Annotated in this window: 11 protein-coding genes; 6 read left to right on the forward strand and 5 right to left on the reverse strand. The window is 55.2% G+C overall.

What is annotated here, in order from left to right; all coding sequences use genetic code 11:
• Positions 1-205: 205 nt before the first annotated feature.
• Positions 206-1,360, reverse strand: a complete 1,155-nt coding sequence (locus tag AABA21_RS27860) for an inositol-3-phosphate synthase (protein WP_338255256.1) — start codon at positions 1,358-1,360, stop codon at positions 206-208.
• A gap of 552 nt (positions 1,361-1,912) precedes the next feature.
• On the opposite strand from AABA21_RS27860, the gene cysC reads away from it, so the two are divergent.
• The gene (cysC, locus tag AABA21_RS27865) at positions 1,913-2,467 is read left to right on the forward strand and encodes an adenylyl-sulfate kinase (protein WP_338255258.1); all 555 of its coding nucleotides are present in this window, start codon (positions 1,913-1,915) and stop codon (positions 2,465-2,467) included.
• A gap of 30 nt (positions 2,468-2,497) precedes the next feature.
• Positions 2,498-3,670, forward strand: a complete 1,173-nt coding sequence (gene sat, locus AABA21_RS27870) for a sulfate adenylyltransferase (RefSeq protein ID WP_338255259.1) — start codon at positions 2,498-2,500, stop codon at positions 3,668-3,670.
• A gap of 97 nt (positions 3,671-3,767) precedes the next feature.
• Here sat and AABA21_RS27875 read toward each other — a convergent pair whose 3' ends face one another.
• The 3 genes from AABA21_RS27875 to AABA21_RS27885 all read right to left on the reverse strand — a co-directional run bounded on the left by AABA21_RS27875 (position 3,768) and on the right by AABA21_RS27885 (position 6,654).
• Positions 3,768-4,697 carry an NAD-dependent epimerase/dehydratase family protein gene (locus AABA21_RS27875; protein ID WP_338255260.1) on the reverse strand — a complete coding sequence of 310 codons (930 nt, stop codon included), beginning with the start codon at positions 4,695-4,697 and terminating at the stop codon, positions 3,768-3,770.
• A gap of 114 nt (positions 4,698-4,811) precedes the next feature.
• Positions 4,812-5,618 carry a GspE/PulE/PilB domain-containing protein gene (locus AABA21_RS27880; RefSeq protein ID WP_338255262.1) on the reverse strand — a complete coding sequence of 269 codons (807 nt, stop codon included), beginning with the start codon at positions 5,616-5,618 and terminating at the stop codon, positions 4,812-4,814.
• Between the two features lie 85 nt (positions 5,619-5,703).
• A complete protein-coding gene (locus AABA21_RS27885; RefSeq protein WP_338255263.1) occupies positions 5,704-6,654 on the reverse strand; it encodes a hypothetical protein in 951 nt (316 codons plus the stop codon).
• Between the two features lie 390 nt (positions 6,655-7,044).
• Here AABA21_RS27885 and secA point away from each other — a divergent pair, with 390 nt between their 5' ends.
• The gene (gene secA, locus AABA21_RS27890) at positions 7,045-10,536 is read left to right on the forward strand and encodes a preprotein translocase subunit SecA (protein WP_338255264.1); all 3,492 of its coding nucleotides are present in this window, start codon (positions 7,045-7,047) and stop codon (positions 10,534-10,536) included.
• A gap of 187 nt (positions 10,537-10,723) precedes the next feature.
• Entirely contained in the window at positions 10,724-12,325 is a 1,602-nt protein-coding gene (gene aceB / locus AABA21_RS27895; protein ID WP_338255265.1) for a malate synthase A, read from the forward strand.
• Positions 12,326-12,551: 226 nt separating this feature from the next.
• Here the strand turns inward: aceB and thrS are convergent, their stop codons facing one another.
• Positions 12,552-14,342 carry a threonine--tRNA ligase gene (gene thrS / locus AABA21_RS27900; RefSeq protein ID WP_338255266.1) on the reverse strand — a complete coding sequence of 597 codons (1,791 nt, stop codon included), beginning with the start codon at positions 14,340-14,342 and terminating at the stop codon, positions 12,552-12,554.
• 1,227 nt (positions 14,343-15,569) lie between these two features.
• Between thrS and AABA21_RS27905 the strand changes: the two genes are divergently transcribed.
• Both AABA21_RS27905 and AABA21_RS27910 read left to right on the forward strand, forming a co-directional pair.
• The gene (locus AABA21_RS27905; protein WP_338255267.1) at positions 15,570-17,549 is read left to right on the forward strand and encodes a nitrilase-related carbon-nitrogen hydrolase; all 1,980 of its coding nucleotides are present in this window, start codon (positions 15,570-15,572) and stop codon (positions 17,547-17,549) included.
• A gap of 143 nt (positions 17,550-17,692) precedes the next feature.
• Positions 17,693-20,593, forward strand: a complete 2,901-nt coding sequence (locus AABA21_RS27910) for a sensor histidine kinase (RefSeq protein ID WP_338255269.1) — start codon at positions 17,693-17,695, stop codon at positions 20,591-20,593.
• The last annotated feature ends 42 nt before the right edge of the window (positions 20,594-20,635 follow it).

Here is a 20,635-nt window from a genome sequence, read left to right on the forward strand (position 1 = left end):
GTGGCGCCACTGCCTGAATTCCAGGCAGAAGCAGGGCATCCCTCCAGGGGCGCGGCATAATGTGCCAGGTGACAAGATACGAGCTGTGCTGAAGTGGTATGGAAGCTTAGAACATCTTTGCGAGTTTTCCCAGCATCTTTTGTAAGGGACGGCGCTGGTTCGTACCCACAATCTGTGGGTACGAACGCCTTTTTGTTGTGTCTGGCTATTCGACTGTGCTGGTGGTTTTGTGCCCGTTAACGCGCTCTACCGGAATCGCGGGCGCTTCTGCGCTGGCCTTTTCCTGGGTAATGAAGGCCTCGGTCAGCTCGCGGGCAACGTCATCATGGTATTGCACCGGCGGCGACTTCATCAAGTACGAACTGGGACCCTCCAGGGTGCCGCTGATGCCGCGATCCAGGGCCAGTTTGACCAGGCGAACCGCGTCGATGACCACTCCGGCCGAGTTCGGTGAGTCCCAGACCTCGAGTTTGAGCTCGGCGTTCAATGGCACATCGCCAAATGTACGTCCCTCCAGGCGGATATAGGCCCATTTGCGGTCCTTCAACCAGGCTACATAATCCGATGGGCCGATATGTACGTTGTCTCCACCAATCTCATAATCAAGCTGACTGGTGACCGCGTTGGTCTTGCTGATCTTCTTTGATTCCAGGCGCTCGCGTTCCAGCATGTTGTAGAAATCGGTGTTGCCGCCCACGTTTAACTGCATGGTGCGCTCCAGCTTGACGCCGCGCTCACGGAAGAGGCGCGCCATCATGCGGTGGACGATGGTGGCGCCTACCTGACTCTTGATGTCATCGCCGATGATCGGCAGGCCCGCCTCCTTGAAGCGTTCTTGCCAGTATTGCTCACGCGCAATAAAGACCGGGACGCAGTTGACGAAGCCCACACCCGCCTTCAGAATCTGCTCCACATACCACTTGGTCGCGGTCTCTGAACCGACGGGCAGGTAGCTGATGACCACGTCGGTGTGGGTCTCCTTCAAAATTTTGACGATGTCATCGGTCTGGCCTGGCGCCTTGGTGATGATCTGCGACAGATATTTGCCCAGACCATCGTGTGTCATGCCGCGATAGACTTTCACGCCGAGATGAGGGACGTCTGCGAAGCGATAGGTGTTGTTCGGCTCGGCATAGATAGCCTCGCTCAGATCCTTCCCAACCTTGTTCTTATCTATATCGAAAGCAGCTGTGAACTCGATATCACGAATGTGATAGCCACCGAGATTGACATGCATCAAGCCCGGCACAAAGTCCTCTCCCTGTGCATTCTGATAGTACTGGACACCCTGTACGAGTGAACTGGCGCAGTTGCCAACGCCGATAATCGCCACACGTACCTTCTTATTATTAGTAGCCATGAAATTTATGACTCCTCTACCTACAATGTACTGCTGTACATCTTCCTCAGAAAAATAAAACCCTCCCTCTTGACTAGAAAAGATAGGTGCATGAGGCTCTAATCATGGATGAGTTTATATTCCTGAAATATACGTAATTTTCGTTCAGGCGCAACTATAAAGAGCTATGCCTGAATGTACCAAAAAGACTATGCTGCGTATTAATATACCCCCAAAATGAAATGAATTGCCAGGGACTTTCATAAGAAAGATTTTTTTCAGGAGTGGGTACAACGCAGTGAGGGGTGAGAATGCACTCCTGAAAAAAATCTTTCTTATATATATTCTGACCATAGGATATGTGACTGGCGTTGCTATTTTGCACGATAAATATCGCCTATTGCCTAATTTATAGTATTTAATTGCAACTGATGTTACAATATTCTACGAAAAATCTCTGTTTTGTAATCAGATTAACCGTCATAACAGACATATGGCAATCACCCATATCTGAAATACTCATCGGGATAGATACATCCCGGTGATCGCTGTTTGACAAAGGAGCGACTCATTATGGCAAACGCTGGTTTTACTATCTGGTTCACCGGTCTATCGGGCGCTGGCAAGAGTACCTTATCGGAGATTATCGAGCAGCGCTTACGGGCTCGGGGTCGCAATGTGGAAATTCTCGATGGTGACGTGGTTCGTACCCATCTGAGTAAGGGGCTGGGCTTTAGCAAAGAGGATCGCGACACAAATATCAAGCGCATCGCGTTTGTGTGCGGTTTGTTGACGCGCAATGGCGTTGTTTGTATCTCGGCCGCGATCGCTCCCTATCGCGAGGCGCGTGAATGGGCGCGACAGGAGATTGGCAACTTTGTCGAGATATATGTGAAGTGTCCAATTGATGTGTGCCGCCAGCGCGATGTGAAGGGTCTTTACAAGCTTGTGGATGAGGGGAAGATCAAGAACTTTACCGGCGTGGACGATCCCTATGAGGAGCCCGAGCATCCCGAGCTGGTGATTGAGACGGATAAAGAGACCGTTGAGGAGAGCGTCGGTCGCATTTTTGCTAAATTGGAAGAGCTGGGCTATCTTGAGCCGGAACCAATTACTGGACGTGCATAGCCTGTTTCTTATTTTAGAGGGAAGTGAAAGATGTCAAATGGCTTGATTGCACCCCATGGTGGGGAGTTAATTATTAATCTGGCGGCGGATGCGGAGCGGCCCGCGCTGTTGGAGCGGGCGGCTACTTTACCTCAGGTTACAGTTGGTTCGCGCCAGCTGGCGGACCTGGAGATGCTGGCCAATGGCGCCTATAGCCCCTTGCGCGGCTTTATGACGCGGGATGATTATCTGTCGGTGGTCAATACAATGCACCTGAGCAATGGGTTGCCCTGGTCTATCCCGATTACCCTGTCGGTGACAACGGAGCAGGCGCAGACGTTGCCAGAAGGCTCTGAGGTGGCGCTGGTCAATGCCGATGGGGCTGTGCAGGCTGTCATGACGGTGCAGGAAAAGTTCGGCTACGATAAGGCTCTGGAGGCCCGGCAGGTCTATCGAACTGAAGAGGATGCCCATCCCGGCGTAAAGATCGTGTATCAGCAGGGCGATGTACTGCTGGGTGGACCCGTTCGGGTGCTGGAACTGCAGCCGCAGAACTTCGCGCAGTACCGCTATACCCCAACGCAGTCGAGGGCCCTGTTCGCCGAGCGCGGCTGGAAACGGATCGTGGCCTTCCAGACCCGCAATCCCGTCCATCGCGCCCATGAGTATATTCAGAAGTGCGCGCTCGAAACCGTCGATGGGCTGTATCTGCATCCCCTGGTGGGCGATACCAAAGGCGACGATATCCCCGCCGATGTACGCATGCGCTGCTACGAGGTTCTGCTGGAGAAGTATTATCCTCAGGATCGCGTAATCCTAGGCGTGCTGCCGGCGGCGATGCGCTACGCGGGACCCCGCGAGGCCATCTTCCATGCGTTGATGCGCAAGAACTATGGCTGTTCGCATTTTATCGTTGGCCGCGACCACGCGGGCGTTGGTAACTACTATGGCACCTACGATGCCCAGCTCATCTTTTCCAAGTTCGATGCCGATAAACTGGGGATCACCCCCATCTTCTTCGACCACACCTTCTTCTGCAAAGTGTGTGACGCCATGGCCTCCAAGAAGACCTGTCCCCATGATAGCGATCAGCATATTATGTTAAGCGGCACCAAAGTGCGCCAGATGTTGCAGGCGGGCGAGGTTCCCCCCCGCGAGTTCTCGCGCCCCGAAGTAGCCAGTGTCCTCATCGAAGCCATGCGCCAACCCATCACCCAACCATAACCCCAACGCGAGGTCCGAACATATGGGGTTCGGACCTCGCGTCCGATTTCCTCTCCACGTACTACGCGCCCTCATATGTTCGGACCTCGCGTCCGATTTACCCGCGTTGGCGGAAAAAATCAACTGTCGCCTTCACCCCCTCTTCAAAGGTGACGGACGGTTTCCAGGCTAGCAGGCGTTCAGCCTTGCCGGCGTTGAAGACGGCCTGGTAGATGTCTCCCGGTCGTTTGGGGGCTTTGGTAATGGGGGCCTCAAAGCCCGTGATGTCGCTGAGGATCTGATAGATCTCATTGACAGAGACAGCGCGGCCGCTGCCGATACAGAAGATCTCGTTATCGCCGCGTTGTAGCGCTTGCACATTGGCACGCGCGACATCCCCCACAAAGACATAATCTTTCTTCTGCTCTCCATCCCAGTCGATGCGCACCTCTTCGTGGTTCAGGAAACGCCTGGCAAAGATAGAGATCACGCCGGCTTCCCCATTGGGATCTTGCCGTGGTCCGTACACGTTCCCATAGCGCAGCGCGGTGAAGTTGAGTCCCTGGGCCTGCTGCCAGTAGCGTAGATAATATTCGGCCACCATCTTGGTGATGCCATAGGGTGACTCGGGACGCTGGGGTGTGTCCTCATCGATGGGTAGGCGTGCCGGCGTGCCATAGGTCGCGCCTGAGGAGGCGAAGATGACTTTGCGCGCCCCGATCCGCTGGCTCTGGGTTAAAACGTTGAGCAGTCCAAGGACATTGACGCGCGCGTCGAGCTGGGGATTTTTCGTGGAGATGGCGACGCTATGTTGTGCGGCGTGGTGGTTGACGATTTCGGGCTGAAATTCATCAAAGACACGGCTGAGCGCTTCTTCATCAGTGATATCCGTCTGGTAGAAGCGGGCAGCAGGATTGATGTTGGCCTCTTTCCCTCCTCCCTCTTCCCACATATTGTCGACAATGGCTACCTCGTGGTTTTCGGCCAGATAGTGATCTGTGATATGGGAGCCAATAAAGCCTGCGCCACCGGTGATTAATATTCTCATAAAAGGCCAGAACCTTTCTGCTGCTATCGAGTCCAGAGCGATCTGGACTGGCTGGCGCAATACACACGGTTGGCGCCATGCCGTGCTCATTGTAGCAGAAGGGGATGACCGATATCAAATAAACTGTTCTAGCGCCGTTTGTAACTCTCGTGGTGGAACAATCACAGGAAAGATCTGCAGGCCCGTTATTTGTTGCAGGCGTGCGAGCACCTGGCTGTCGTGCGGATTGGTCATGGCCACGGTCAGCGTATTGCGTTCGCGACCAATGGGATAGCAGTGGAGCTCATGGGCCAGCTGAGGTGGTATCACCTGTTGCAGACGAGCGGGTACCTTCCGGGGCAACAGTGAGAGATAGGGAATCCCCATCTGTCGCGCCTGTTGCGCGAGCTCCTCTGTTTCTGTAGAGGCGCCCTGGCTTTGCATGGATTGCACTTCGAAGATGAGATGGCTGGTGCGCGCCGCCGCGATGCAGCCCTGTATATCTGTGTCCGGCAGGGGATAGGAGCTATGGCCAATAGCCATGACGCTCGGACGCGCGATCCCCATTTCGGGAGCGTTGTGGACTCGCCATAGGAGCTCTTCCCAGAGGCGCTCCTGAACGATGGCTGCTCCATGGAGATCAGCCCCGAGTAAAAGGATGTAGAGGGTCGTTTTATGCAGGAAGACCTGGTCTGACTTACGTACGAGCTGGCGCAGGCGTTCCGCGTAATATTGCACGCTTTTCTGGATGGATGTACCACCCGCGTTACCGGTGCCTTCTCTGAAGTCGAAATGCAACGGCAGGGTAATCAGGGCCAGTGACGACACGCCCTCTGCTATCAGTCGCTGCATCGCTGTGGTGACGTCCTGTACACTATTGATCGGGGCCACCGCATAGTCAATCAACGAAAATGCAGGCAGTGATAGTGCCTTCTTGCCCATAGCACGACTCCTTGAGTAAAAAACAATCGCATATATTTATATAAAGGATAGCGCTATATGGATATAAAATGTGGCATGATTACGGTTACGGTTTTGTTAAGACGGTGTTGCCCCGGTTAAGATCAGTGTGCAATCGGGTATATTGATCAGTTATGATCTGGATCGCTTCCCGTAATCTATCGAGCTGATGGAGCAGCAGGTCCACGTATTGCATCAGATTCAGCAGATGGAGCGCCAGGGCGGTATCGTCTCCCCGTGATACGGTATGAAACTCTGGAAGAACGGTGCCAAAGACGGTCTGGATCGTTTCGCGTAGCTGGTTCAGCGCGATATCAATCGAGGAGAGTATCGGATGCAGCAGGGTCTTGCTGGCGAAAACAATGCTGAATGAGCCACATGCCTGTTTGCACTGCTGCCAGTACTGGAGCCGCGTGGTCAGAAGTCGCAGGGCCTGCATCCATTGGTAGTAGGTGCTATCTGGAATATAGGCGAGCTCAAGGGCGGCCAATATATCGGTCTTCTCCTCATCCTCTCCCTCCTGCTGCAGGCGGCGCTTGACTCGATTGGCCCCATAGAGGCTACAGCTGCGGTCCAGCGCGCAAAAAACACGCTGGAGCGAACCGAGCAATAGCTGTGCCAGCTCCGTCTGGCGCTCCAATAGCCCCTCTATATCCTGCAGCACAATCTTCAATCCGATGTATACGCTGTCATCCCTATCAGCGGTGGACCCACTTAAAGCGTTCGCCAGCTGATTCACGTCATGGTAAAGATCAGCCACCAATAGTCCATAAAGTATATCGGTATTTTCGAACAGCTGGCGCAGGCAAACGAGCAGCAGCTCAATCTCCGCGCGTGGGAGACGCCCCTGCAAGCAACGCTGCAACCGTTCCAAAACCAGTTCCAACCCATATGTATCGCCAGATTCCTGATCCTGTTGCCCGACAGCCATATACCCCGGCCGACTCTTAGGAGGAGGAAGGGGAGATGCCATTGGCCGCTGAGCCGCGCCTGGCGGCACATCGTCAGCACGTCTCAAAGATATCTTTCGCGTATGCTGACTCTTCATTTCTTATTCCAACCTCACTTCTGCACATATTTCCTGTTTTCATTGTAACTCGCCCCTTAAATAGCAGGAATACCAGGGGGCGAGCCCAAGCCAGGGCAAGCCTGGCACCTACGTGGTGGGAATGTAAGTCCTGTCTTTGTTGTTCTCTACATAGAGAACAACAACATCCTCCTTGCTGGTGGGCACACGACGCCAGCTATTCTCTACACGAAGAAGATGCAACTGAAAGACCCCATTTTCGTACTATGAAAGAATGGTATAATAGGTTGACACTGCTATTTAAACACGCGCCGAAATATTTTATCCCGTTGAAGAAACTGATAACAGTATCACTGCCCATCAGTAGGAGAACACGCACGTATGCAATTTTTAGGAAAAATACTGGGCGATCCCAATAAAAAAGAAATAAAGGTGATGCAGCCCCTTATCGACAAAATTGAACAGCTTGAGCCTGAGATGCAGAAGCTGTCAGACGATGAATTGACGGCCAAGACGGCGGAGTTCCGTTCGCAGCTTGCTCTCCATCTCAAAGGCGGCATGGTACTGGAAGATGAACTTGTCACGTTGCTGCGCGAGGTTCTACAGAAAGTGGAGCCGCTGGCCGAGCAGTGTTCAGATGAACACCTCCACATTGCTCTCACAGAGCCTCGTCAGAAGATCGATCGCAACGATCCAGAGAACGAGCTGAGGCATCATCTACAGGATACCCTGTCGGTGGCCTTTGAGAAGGCCTATGAGAATTTGTCGCCCCTGCTCAATACATTGCGCGCCGCTAAGGCGATCCATCTGGCTGAGCAGCGAGGCGAATGGCCTGATGAGGCTAGTGACCCCGAAAAAGCGATCATCGCTCTGCTGAGCGAGGTTGAGCCGCAGGTAAAAGAGATTGATAGCGACTTTTTACATGAGTCGTTCGAGGCGCTCTGGCCGACCTTCTCGGAGGGGCGCACCCCTGATGCTCCGCGTGACGATGTGGCGAATGTACGCCTGACCCAGTTCTTTATCGATCTCTTCCACAAAATCCAGGAAGAGCTGGTAGCCATCAAGGCCGACGCGATCGATGATCTGCTGCCCGCCATCGCCAAGCGCTATCAGAAGCGGGGAAAGACCCTGGAGGATCTGCTGCCGGAGGCGTTCGCCGTCGTTCGCGAGGCCAGCACGCGCCGCATCAAGATGCGCCACTACGTTGTACAGCTCATCGGTGGTATTGTACTGCACCAGGGACGTATCGCCGAGATGCGTACAGGTGAAGGAAAGACGCTGGTGGCTACGCTGCCGATCTACCTTAATGCCCTGACTGGTAAGGGCGTGCACCTGGTAACCGTCAACGATTACCTGGCGCGCCGTGACGCTGAATGGATGGGGCAGATCTATACATTCCTGGGTATGAGCGTTGGTGTGATCGTCAACTCCGTAGAGCCGCAGTCGAATGAGCGCCGGGCTGCCTACCAGGCGGATATCACCTATGGTACCAACAACGAGTTTGGTTTTGACTATCTGCGTGATAACATGGTGACCTCGCTGGACCAGATGGTGCAGCGCGAGTTAAACTTCGCCATCGTTGACGAGGTGGATAATATCCTGATTGACGAGGCCCGTACCCCATTGATCATTTCGGGCCAGGGTCAGGAATCCACCGACATGTACGCGAAGTTCGCCCGCTGGGCTACCAGGTTGGACGGCGAAGAAGACTACACGGTTGAAGAGAAGACCCGTTCCGTTATGCTGACCGAGCAGGGCATAGATAAGATCGAGCAGCTGGCCGGTGTGAGCAACATCTACGACGAAGAGAACCTCGACCTGACGCGCTACATGGAGAACGCTATTAAGGCGCAGGTGATCTTTAAACGCGATAAAGACTATATCGTGAAGGATGGCGAGGTGATCATCGTCGACGAGTTCACCGGTCGCCAGATGCCGGGCCGCCGCTATAGTGAGGGTCTGCACCAGGCCATTGAGGCCAAAGAGGGCGTCCAGGTCCAGCGCGAGAACCACACGCTGGCGACGATTACGTTCCAGAATTTCTTCCGCCTCTACGCGAAGCTGGCCGGTATGACTGGTACGGCGATCACCGAGGCCGAGGAATTCCACAAGATCTACAAATTGGATGTGGTGGTCATCCCGACCAACAAGCCGGTGCGGCGTGATGATTTCGCGGACCTGATTTATCGCAATCAGGAGGCCAAGTACAAGGCGGTCGTTGAGGAGATCAAGGAGTGCCACGAGGCGGGCCAGCCGGTGCTGGTCGGTACAACCTCGGTTGAGGCCTCCGAGATGCTCTCGCACATGCTGGATCTACAGGGTATTCCCCACAACGTCTTGAACGCCAAGCATCACGAACGTGAGGCTCAGATCGTGGCCCAGGCGGGTCGCAGCGGTTCCGTGACGATTGCTACTAACATGGCCGGTCGTGGTACCGATATCAATCTGGGTGGCAATCCCGCCGGCTACTTTGATAGCATACTGCGCAAGCACGCGGAGCAGGTAGACTATATCCGTGAGATGCCCTCGCGCAATGAGGATGAGCGGGCCGAAAAAGAAGAGGCCATTCAGGAATACCTGGAGAATATGAGCGAAGCCGAGAAGGACAAGATCCTGCAGGCCCAGATCGAGGAGTGCGACGAGGATCACAAGCGGGTCGTTGAGGCGGGTGGCCTGCATATTGTCGGCACTGAGCGCCATGAGTCGCGACGTATCGATAATCAGTTGCGTGGTCGTGCCGGCCGGCAGGGTGATCCTGGTTCCACCCGCTTCTTTCTGGCCCTCGATGATGAGCTGATGCGCCGCTTCGCCGCCGATCGTGTCGCTGGCATCATGGAGCGCGTCGGCATGGATGAAGATACTCCTCTGGAGAGCAGGTTTGTCTCGCGCTTCATCGAGAGCGCGCAGACACGCGTTGAGGGCTACAACTTCGACATGCGTAAGAACGTCGTGGAATACGACGACGTGATCGCCAAACAGCGCGAAGTGATCTACTCCGATCGCCGCAGCGTGCTGGAGCACGGCGATATGCATGAGCGTATCCTCTCCATGATCCGTAACGAGGTGGGCCGCATCGTTGATGCCGCCTTCCCCTCCCCCGTGCTGACCGAAGAGGAGCAGCTGGAATCGCTCTTTAAGGCGCTGGAAACCTGGGTTGAAATCCCTGACGATCTGATTCCTGAGAACATTCACGCGGTTCGCCGTGATACGATGAAGCAGGAACTGACCGAACTTGTTCTGGAACACTACGAAAAGCGCGGCGAGGAGCTGCGTCAGCAGGCGGAAGAACAGGGCGCGGAAAACTTCGATCCTATTCGCGAGTTCGAGCGCAGCTATCTGCTGCAGGTCGTTGATCGACTATGGATGGACCACATCGACTCTCTAGATGTGATGCGCGCCGGTATCGGTTTCCGTTCCGTGGGTCAGCGCGATCCGCTGGTGGAGTTTAAGAACGAAGCCTACCGCATGTTTGACGAGTTGAAGCTGGCCATCCAGCACTATACGGTGGATTCGCTGCTGAAGCTGTTGCGTAACGATGTAACGATTACGCTCCAGCGTCCAGAGCCCCAGCGTCGTATGCCGGCCAACGTCCATACCAACGCCGACGAACTGGCCCAGGCCAGTGGCCAGGCCAAGAGCGATGAGGAAGACGTCAGGAAGTCGGCCAAACAGACTAATAAATCACGCAAAGACGCGGCCAGGGCTGCGGCGGCGGCCGGCGCAACGGTCCCGGCGGGACGTGCGGCACGCAATGGCGCCAGTGGCAGCACCACCTCGACCACAACCGACGCCAATGGCTTCCCCAAAGTCGGCCGTAACGATCCCTGCCCCTGCGGCAGTGGAAAAAAATACAAAAAGTGCCACGGTGCTTAATCTTTCTGCGGGAGGTGCAGGAGGGCGGCTAGCCCTCCTGTCGGGGTGTGGGCGAGCATGCTGGGGGCATGATCAAGTCCCCACAAAAACTTTTCTTCCTACGCGTCGCCGCAGGCGACGCGTAAGGCCCTGCACTTCTTTTTGCTTACAGTATAAGGATGTTCATTTGTCAGAAAGGGGTCAACGCATGACTGAGCAACAGTTATCTGTGGATGGGGTAGAGGTACGAGCAGCGGTAACACCGGAGTTCGCCGAGATTCTGACGCCTGAGGCTTTACAATTTATCGCGCAGTTGACGCGTTCGGTTAGTGGGCGTCGTCGCGAATTGTTGGAGCGCCGCGTCCAGCGGCAGAAGGATATCGACGCCGGACAGCTGCCGCATTTCCTGCCTGAGACCGAGCATATACGTAACGGCGATTGGACGATCTCTCCCCTGCCCTCCGATCTGCAGGACCGCCGCGTCGAGATCACAGGCCCCGTTGAGCGTAAGATGGTGATCAACGCGCTTAATTCGGGCGCGAAGGTCTTCATGGCCGACTTCGAGGATGCGCACTCGCCGACCTGGGAGGCAACCATTCAGGGCCAGATCAACGTGCGCGATGCCATTCGCCGCACGATCACCTTTAGCAGTCCCGAGGGGAAACAATATAAGCTGAATGATCAGACCGCCGTCCTGTTGGTGCGTCCACGTGGCTGGCACCTGGATGAGAAGCATGTCTATGTGGATGGTCAGCCCGTCCCCGGCGGCATCTTCGATTTTGGCCTGTATTTTTTCCATAATGTGCGCCAGCTATTGGAGAATGGTACCGGTCCCTACTTCTATCTGCCCAAGCTGGAGAGCCATCTGGAGGCGCGCCTGTGGAACGATGTCTTTGTGGAGGCTCAGCAGGCACTGAGTATCCCCGAGGGCACCATCAAGGCCACGGTACTCATCGAGACCATTCTGGCCACCTTCGAGATGGATGAGATCCTCTATGAGCTGCGCAACCACTCGGCAGGCCTCAACTGTGGACGCTGGGACTACATCTTCAGCGTGATCAAGAAGCTGCACAATCATCCCGAGTTCTTGCTGCCCGATCGCGCCCAGGTGACAATGACGACCCACTTTATGCGCTCGTATTCCCTGCTAACCATCGCTACCTGCCATAAGCGCAACGCGCCCGCCATCGGCGGTATGGCGGCCCAGATCCCCATCAAGAATGATCCCGCTGCCAATGAAGAGGCCCTCTCGCGTGTGCGCGCCGACAAGAATCGCGAGGCCAACGATGGTCATGATGGTACCTGGGTGGCCCATCCCGGCCTGGTGCCGATCGCGCTGGAAGAGTTTAATGCCGTCATGAAGACCCCCAACCAGATCGAGCGCAAGCGCGAAGATGTCAGGGTGACCGAGGCTGATCTGCTGCAGATGCCCGAGGGGACGATTACGGAGGCCGGCCTGCGCAACAACATCAGCGTCAGCTTGCAGTACCTGGAATCCTGGCTGCGTGGCAATGGCTGCGTCCCCATTAACAACCTGATGGAAGATGCCGCCACCGTCGAGATCTCACGCGCCCAGATATGGCAGTGGGTCCGCCATCCCAAAGGCATCCTGCAGGATGGCCGCAAGGTCACCCTGGATCTGTTCCGCCAGGTCATGGCCGAAGAACTGGACCGGCTGGAGGAGAAACTGGGCGAGCCCGTCTACGCCAATCGCAAATTCTCGGATGCCGCCCGCATCCTTGACGAGCTCATCAGCAGCGACACCTTCATCGAATTCCTCACCCTCCCCGCTTACAAATACCTCCCATAAAGAAGAGGGCACATCCGCGCCCGCATTTTTCTTAATTATGGGATGAATAAGAAGTTCGCCTTTCTTAATTATAGGGTGAATAAAAAGTTCGCCTTTCTTAATTATAGGGTGAATAAAAAGTTCGTCTGGCGCTGGGCGCCAGACGAACTTTTTATTCACCCTATAATTAATTTATGTGAGCGCCGTAGGCGCGTAGAGTCAGGGGTCGCAGACACCAAACGCACGTTTACAACTCCATACTCTTGGAGTCGATGATCCTTGAGACGCGCTCAATGAACTGCGTCAGCGCAACCGCCTTGAGATCGACGTTCGTGCGCAGGCGCACGGAGACCGCCTCGGCCCCCGCCTCCTTATCACCCACCACCAGCATGTAAGGAATCTTCTGCAGCTGGGCGTCACGGATCTTGGCGTTCATGCGTTCGCCACGGCCATCGACTTCGGCCCGGATGCTGGCAGCCTTCAACTGCGCGAGCACTTTGTAGGCGTATTCATGGTGACGATCAGCGATCGGGATCACCATAGCCTGTACCGGCGAGAGCCAGGCCGGAAAGGCGCCGGCGTAGTGCTCGATCAGCATGGCCATAAAGCGTTCTGTCGAGCCGGTGACGGCGCGGTGAATCATTACCGGTCGATGCGGCTGCCCATCTTCACCGATATACTCCAGCCCGAAGTTCATCGGCAACACGAAGTCGAGCTGTACCGTGGAACACTGCCACTCGCGGCCCAGCGCGTCGCGCACCATAAAGTCCACCTTGGGACCGTAGAAGGCCGCCTCGCCGATCCCCTCCTCATACTGGATGCCCCGGCTATCCACGGCCTCGCGCAGCGCGGCTTCGGCCGTCTTCCAGACCTCGTCGCTGCCCTCATACTCCTCCATATGATGTGGATCGCGCAGCGACAGGCGCACCCAGTAGTCCTGCAGCCCATAGGTCTCGAAAACCTCCAGCGTCAGGTTGACCGCCTTGTTGAACTCCTCCTGAATCTGGTCGGGACGCATAAAGACATGGGCGTCGTCCTGCGTCACGCTGCGCACGCGTGCCAGGCCTGTCAGCGCGCCGGTCTTCTCATAGCGGTAGAGCGTGTCGGACTCCGCGTAGCGGATGGGCAGCTCGCGATAGCTGTGCATCTGGGATTTAAACATCAGGATGTGATGCGGGCAGTTCATCGGCTTCAGCATGTAGGCGTCGTCATCCGATAGCTCCTGATCGCCTTTCATGACCGGAAACATGTGGTCGCGGTAGCTATACCAGTGCCTGGACGTTTTGTAGAGGCGCACCTTGCCGATATTCGATGTCCAGACGTGCTGGTAGCCATAGCGTTCCTGTGTTTCGCGCACATAGGACTCCATCAGGTGGCGCAGCATCTCGCCGCGTGGATAGAACATGGGCACACCGGCGCAGACCTCGTCGCTAAAGGTGAACAGCTTGAGCTCGCGTCCCAGTTTGCGATGATCGCGCTTCTGCGCCTCCTCCAGTCGCCATAGATACTGATCTAGCTCCTCCTGATTAAACCAGGCCGTGCCATAGATGCGCTGCAGCATGGGACGATACTCATCCCCCAGCCAGTAGGCGCCCGCCACACGCATCAGCTTGATCGGCCCGATCTGGCTCGTGTTCTCGACGTGTGGACCATGGCACAGATCCAGGAAGTTGCCCTGCTGATAGATGCCGACCTCCTCCTCGGGCAGGTTTTCGATGATCTCGATCTTATATTCCTGCCTCTTCTGATGGAAGTATTCCAGCGCCTTATCGCGCGGCCACTGCTCATGCAGGAAAGGATGTCCGGCGGCGATGATGCGGCGCATGCGCTGCTCGATCTCCGGCAGATCCTCGGGGGTCAGGGGACGTGGCAGGGCGAAATCATAATAGAAACCATCCTCAATGGCGGGCCCGATCGCGAACTTCGCGTCCGGAAAGATCTCCTGGACCGCCTCTGCCATGACGTGCGCAGCCGAGTGACGCATACGTTGAAGCGGCGTATACTGTACCGACTCCTGAAGCTCAACTTCAACCGACATAATCAAAGCCTCCTTAGCTGACAACAACAAAAAAACCTCTTCATCCCACACTGGGACGAAAAGGTCTGGCGCTTTTCGTGGTTCCACCCTGTTTCCGCGTTCTCTTGCCCTGATCACCTTATACGCCACAGGCAACGGCGAACTTAACCGCAAGTCTTCTATGTGCTGCTCGTGCAAGCAAGAGAAACGTGCTCATGCACCCGTTAACGCAGGTGAAACGTGTACTTTACTGCCTCAGTACAGGCTGGCGAGGGGTATCATCTTTCCTACCGGTATAGGGAGCACTCTCAGCCGCCGATGCATCCTCTCTGTACGCCTCTGGGAAAGGACATGTCTCGCGTTACTACGCCCCCATCAAAACTTGGGAGCCTCTGCCCTGATTATTTTTATTAACAATAACTATAACATAGCCTGTAATCCCCTGTAAATGTACACATTCAACACACATGGAACATCCACGAGTGGCTACACTATCTGTGCTGGATCTTTGCTATTAGGTACATCTTTAGCGGATAAAAGGGAGTTATACGTACTATATGCGAATATAATGTAATTATCTTTCATGAGGAGCGAAATCTATGAGAGTTTCGGGCGAAACATTAAGTGCGATAATCATATATATATTCTATGCAATCTTTCTAATTACCTCTGTATACACATATATCCGAACCCCCAGGCCGTATACACGAGGGCTTATCGGATTGCTGATCATCGGAATGGTCACAATCATTTACATCATCTTGAAGATAACCTGGCATAATGGAAGCCCCATGTATTTGAACGGACCTCCACTGGGGATCGTAGGAGGGATCTGTGTACCAGTTTATAGCCTGCTTATAAAACCTGATTCTCGTCGTAGTCGCTTTGAAACTATCCTCATGGTGATCCTTCTGGTGGGAAGTCTGGCTTCTATTCTTCTTATAAGTATTGGTATTTAAGCAATCACACATTCAACTCCTTTCAATACACTCAAGGAGCCAGCGCTCTTCCATATGTGGGTGCGGGGGCTATCACGTGTCCTGGTGCGACGAGAATAAGACCTACTACCCTTGGAAAGAGAGCGCAAAAAGTGGAAAAGGCGTCGCAAAGGGTGCAATAGACGTTCGGGTGATGCTATTCCGCAGCAAAGAGTTGTCGTGCTATAATACAAGGGTTATCACGATATGTCAGCACCTTGTTTAAGTGATGACTTTCGCATAGTCATACGCCAGGAGCACATAAGCTTTGATGAGCTCTCACTTCACACAACAATCACCAATCTCCCAGTATCGAGTGGCCGCCATTCAGTATGAGCCAACGTTCGGAGAAAAAGAAAAGAACATTCTGGACCTTCTCCGTCTGGCAGAAGATGCGGCTACGCACGATGCGCGTCTCATCGTGCTGCCAGAGATGGCTACCACCGGATATTGCTGGATTTCTGGTGAGGAGATCGCTCCCTATACGGAGCCGATCCCCGGTCCAACTACCGAGCGTTTTCAGGCGCTCGCCAGTAAGTACGCTTGCTATATTGCTTTGGGTCTGCCCGAGGTAGATGTGGCGACCCAGGTTTATTACAATAGTATGGTTTTGCTGGGGCCCGATGGGGTGGTGGGTGTATATCGCAAGGTGCATCTCGATATTGGAGATCCACGCTGGGCACGCGATGGCGACCTGGGTTTCCCGGTCTGGGATACCCCTATCGGGCGTTTGAGCGCACTGATCTGCGGCGACGCCCGGTATTTCGAGTCGGCTCGTATCGCGGCCCTGCAGGGGGCGGATGTGCTGCTCTTCCCGACCAACTCGGTCGAGGAGTCCTGCCCGAGCAGCTGGTGGATGGCCCGCGCCTTTGAGAATCAATTGTATGTGATCGCCGCCAACCGTTATGGGCGTGAGCGTGGCGTTCAGTTTCGCGGCGGGAGCTGCGTGATCAATCCCGATGGCAGCATCCAGGATTTTCTGGAGGAGGGTGAGGGGATCGTCTATGGCGAGGTAGACCTGCAGCGCTGCCGCGATAAGCGCTGGCTCCATGAAGATGAGGTGATCGGCTGGCCACTGGATGATCGGCGGCCCACCAGCTATCGGGAAGTGGTGCAGAACAGCTATCTGTGGGAGCCTTTGCGCTACCATAGCTTGTATGAGCTGGGTGAATTGCCAACCGGACAACTATCTTGTGCGGGCATCGTGCAGATGGATCTATCTTCTATCGTGGCCTCTCCCGGTGTGCCGACGGCCGAGCGTATCTCGATCCTGCATGACTGGCTGAAGACGCAGATGCACGATAACGCGCCGGCCGCCCCCGACGTGATGGTGCTGCCGGAGCTGCTCCTGCCGGGACCGGTTCCCCAGCAGATTATCGATAGCCAGGATACCGCCGCGCTGGCTGCCCATTTCCAGCAGGGGGCGATACAGGTTCCGGGTCCTGAAACGGAGGCGCTGGTCGCGCTGGCCAACGATCTGCAGATCAGTATGGTGCTGGGTGTGGCGGAGCGGGCCGGTGAAGATATGTACTATAATACCGTGCTACTGATCGATCCTGAAGGGGTGTATGGCATCTATCGCAAGATACACCTGAGCCAGCTTGACCGCCTGTGGGCGTTGCCCGGTGACCTGGGTTTTCCAACCTTTGATACACCTACGGGTCGCATTGGCCTGGCAACGGGCTACGATGTTCTTTTCCCTGAGACCCTGCGCGTGCTGGCCAGCAAGGGAACGGACCTGGTGTGCGCGCCGGCTATGCTGAATTTTCCCTCTCCTATTGGTTTACAGCTGTCTCATTCGTCATCTTTAAGAGATGATGATAGTGGCGTGAATGAGCCCTTCCATTTCTTGATCTGGCGCACGCGGGCGGCTGAGCATAATGTTTACCTGGTCCTGGCTAACTGGTTCGGGGAGGCGCATGGCATCCAGGCCAATGGCCTGAGCGGTATCTTCTCGCCGGGCGCGGGCAGCCTCTACACCCTGACAGAGGTGATCGCCGACGAAGATGAAGATGGCCTGATGATGATGACGATTGATACGCGCGAGCAGCGTACGGGTCGTCGTACGACGCGTATGCTGGAGTATAGTCCGGGCGATATGGCTGGCTCGCTCACCGGCGAACTGGCATATAATATTCTGGATTCTATTCCTGGAAATCTTGTGCGCAGTAAGCCTATGTTACGGAAACGCCAGGTATTCTGGTATATGGACCTTGTACGCTCAAATATCCGTAAGCCACGTCAGGACTAGCTGACCGGCCGTGGCTAATGGTGTTCTTATTATGGATGCTTGAATAACTGACTGCCTGAATACCCGAATGCCTGAATGCTTATAATTAACGTGGAGCATGCATGAAGACGGTGGCTATAGAGGAGAGAAGGCGTAGTACATCGATGCAAAAATTGTCTCGCTACAGCATAATCGCGGCAATTTTTGCATCGATGTTTGTTGTTCTCTCTCTGGCCTGCTTGCTTTTGCTGAATGGACTGGTGGGAGTGCGGGCGGGCATCACTTTCGCGCGCGTCACGGTACCGTTGGCCGCTTTGATCGGCGCTTTCTGGTCCTGGCAGGCATGGTACTGGTCCTGGCGTTCGCGCACGCGTGTTGCGATGCATGGCCGCCTGTCCTGGTTTTGTATTGCTCTGGGGCTGCTCATCCTCTGTACACGCGGGGTGTCAGAAACGATTGCCTGGTACATCCATGACGATCTATATTTTTTGCCTATCAGGTATATGGTCTCCAGCCTTTTCTATCCCTTTCTCTTTACTGCCATCATCGCGTTGCCCGGAACATCCAGTTTGAGCGCCAGCAAGGTGGTGGATATATTGATTACCACCTTCTGCCTGGCCGGTATCTGCTGGTACCTCATAACCGTCTATCCGATGGTCGCGCCTCCTGCTGGTATGCTGATGGAGGAGTGGTTGCCGCGCTTACGCCTCTCGATCATTGCGCTGGCGGGAGATGTTTTTCTGCTCCTCCTCCTCTTTTACTTCTGGCAGCAAGGAGTGCGGGCCAGTATGCGTCTTCCCCTGCTTTTATTGAACGTTGGCCTGGCGTTAAATATACTGGCTGATGCTGGCGCTGGCTGGTTTGATGCCAATAGTGTGCTGTATTATCAGCACCATGTTCCCTGGATTGATGGTTGCTGGATGGCCGGCCTGCTCTTGCTGGGTCTGTCGGTGCTCTACCAGTATCAGGTCCAGGCGCGGCACGCCTTGCCTGATGCTGGGGGTAGCGCGTCGGAGAACCTGGCATCCGATAAGGGGACGAGTTCCCTGGATACCGATAGCATCTGCCGCTATAAATTGCCGATACAGGGGATGTATGTGCCGCTGGCCCTGCTACTCGGTGGTCTATGTGTGTTTGAGGTGATGTATATTCATCGTCCTGACAATGAGGGGGTGGACGGGCTTTTCACGCTCAGTTCTATTGTGGGCATGTTGATTGTGGTACGCCACTTTTTCGCGACCCGTGAAAATGCGGCTCTGCTGCGTGAGCGCGATCAGCGTTTTCACGAGGCCGAGCAGGTGCGCTACCTGGTGGTCCAGCTGGCGGATATATTAGAACTTGATGCGCTGTGTGAGCACATCATGCACGTGGTGATCGCGCAGTTTGGTTTTACCTCGGTGATGCTGCTGCTGTTAGAGGAGTATAACCAGCCGTTATCCGAGCGTTCGCACCTGCTGGTGAATACCTCGTCGCAACTGGTGCAGCCGTTGAAATGCCGGGTGACCGGCGATTCCATTCTCTATCAACTGGTGGCCAGGGGTCACGAGCGCGAGCTCTACTGGTCTACCTGCCTGAGCGAGCTCCCTGGAGAGGTGCGCCGCTGGCAGGAGCGGCAGCATATCCCTTCAATGACGTTCTTCCCTATTATCTACCAGGGACGCATCCTTGGCAGCCTGGGTGTGGCGCGCCATGTGCTGTCGCGCACTGATCAGTCGACAGCATCGATGGTACGCAGCTATGTGGATCAGATCGCGACGGTGATCGAGCATAGCTATCTGTACCAGCAGGCGCGTGAGCGTGAGAAGTTTGCGCGCGCCATGGTCAACATCTCTACGCGCCTGAACGCGGCCGTCATTGAGCCGGTTGAATTGAGCCAGTTGATCTGTGTTGAGGGGGCGCGTGCGCTGCATGCCGATTACGTGATCTTCTATACCAGGCGCGCCGAGGGTGTGCTTGAGCCGCTGGCCATCTCCATCGATGGACAGCAAAGTAGCCAGCAGTTAAGCGAGTGGCCCTCCCTGCGCATCTCGGAATACGAGCAGGAGACGGCTCAGCCGCTTCACCCCTTCCTGCTGGAGGTCAGTCCGTATCGCAAGATGCAACTTTTGAGCGAGAGCGGCCAGTATGCCGTCGTTTCGCGTGAACATCATCCAGGCTCACGTCAGTTTGTGCTCAAAGCAAAACTGATTCGCCATCGTATCTATACGGCCATTATGGCTCCCCTGGTGACCGGTGGTCATCTACATGGTCTGTTGATCTTCGCCAGTTCGGTACCCCTGGGTAGCAATACCGACCTCTCCTTTGACGAATCGGACCTTCCTCATGCCCAGGACTTTGTGGAGCAGGCCAGTGTGGCCTTTACCAATGCCCAGCTCTATCAGCGTTTGAGCACAGCCAATGAGCAGCTGAAGGAGCTGGACGAGATGAAAGATCAGTTTATGGTGACGGCCTCCCATGAGCTGCGCACCCCGCTGACGGCTGTGCAGGGCTATATCGAGCTGATCGCCCAGTATGACGAGGTGCTGCCGATCGAGCAACGGCGCGAGTTTCTACAGAAGGCGCAGCTAGGATGTGAAGAGCTGGAGGTGCTGCTGCGCAACGTGATGGACGCCAGCCGCATCGAGGCCGAAACGGCCATCAAGCCAGCCCTGATCAGCCGCGTTTCGGTAAAAGAGATCCTGGAAAGGGTGCTGGTCCTGATCGAGCCGCAGGTGACGCAGGATCAGCGCCAGGTGAGCTGTAATATTTCTTCGCAGCTCTATGTTTATGCCGATCCTTTGCGCCTGCACCAGGTATTGATGAATATCAGCACCAATGCCCTGAAGTATTCCGCTCCCGGAACCCCCTTGCTATTTTCGGCGGGGCGCTTGCCGGAACAGGATAAGATGGTCATGATCAGCGTTACAGATAAGGGCAAAGGGATCGCTCCGCAGGATCAGACACGTATCTTTCAACGCTTCTATCGCCTGGAAAGCGACATGAATAGCCCCGTTCGAGGTTCGGGTCTGGGACTCTATATCTCCCGGCGCTTAATAGAAGCCATGGGGGGGGAAGATTTGGATTGAGAGTAGAGGTGTTCCGGGAGGGGGATCTACATTCCATATACT

This window comes from Dictyobacter halimunensis, from assembly GCF_036245075.1.

Excerpts from the sequence above, each read along its gene's own strand:
- AABA21_RS27860 (WP_338255256.1), bottom strand. The coding sequence starts at position 1,360 with ATGGCTACTAATAATAAGAAGGTACGTGTGGCGATTATCGGCGTTGGC.
- cysC (WP_338255258.1), top strand. The coding sequence starts at position 1,913 with ATGGCAAACGCTGGTTTTACTATCTGGTTCACCGGTCTATCGGGCGCT.
- sat (WP_338255259.1), top strand. The coding sequence starts at position 2,498 with ATGTCAAATGGCTTGATTGCACCCCATGGTGGGGAGTTAATTATTAAT.
- AABA21_RS27875 (WP_338255260.1), bottom strand. The coding sequence starts at position 4,697 with ATGAGAATATTAATCACCGGTGGCGCAGGCTTTATTGGCTCCCATATC.
- AABA21_RS27880 (WP_338255262.1), bottom strand. The coding sequence starts at position 5,618 with ATGGGCAAGAAGGCACTATCACTGCCTGCATTTTCGTTGATTGACTAT.
- secA (WP_338255264.1), top strand. The coding sequence starts at position 7,045 with ATGCAATTTTTAGGAAAAATACTGGGCGATCCCAATAAAAAAGAAATA.
- aceB (WP_338255265.1), top strand. The coding sequence starts at position 10,724 with ATGACTGAGCAACAGTTATCTGTGGATGGGGTAGAGGTACGAGCAGCG.
- thrS (WP_338255266.1), bottom strand. The coding sequence starts at position 14,342 with ATGTCGGTTGAAGTTGAGCTTCAGGAGTCGGTACAGTATACGCCGCTT.
- AABA21_RS27905 (WP_338255267.1), top strand. The coding sequence starts at position 15,570 with ATGAGCTCTCACTTCACACAACAATCACCAATCTCCCAGTATCGAGTG.
- AABA21_RS27910 (WP_338255269.1), top strand. The coding sequence starts at position 17,693 with ATGCAAAAATTGTCTCGCTACAGCATAATCGCGGCAATTTTTGCATCG.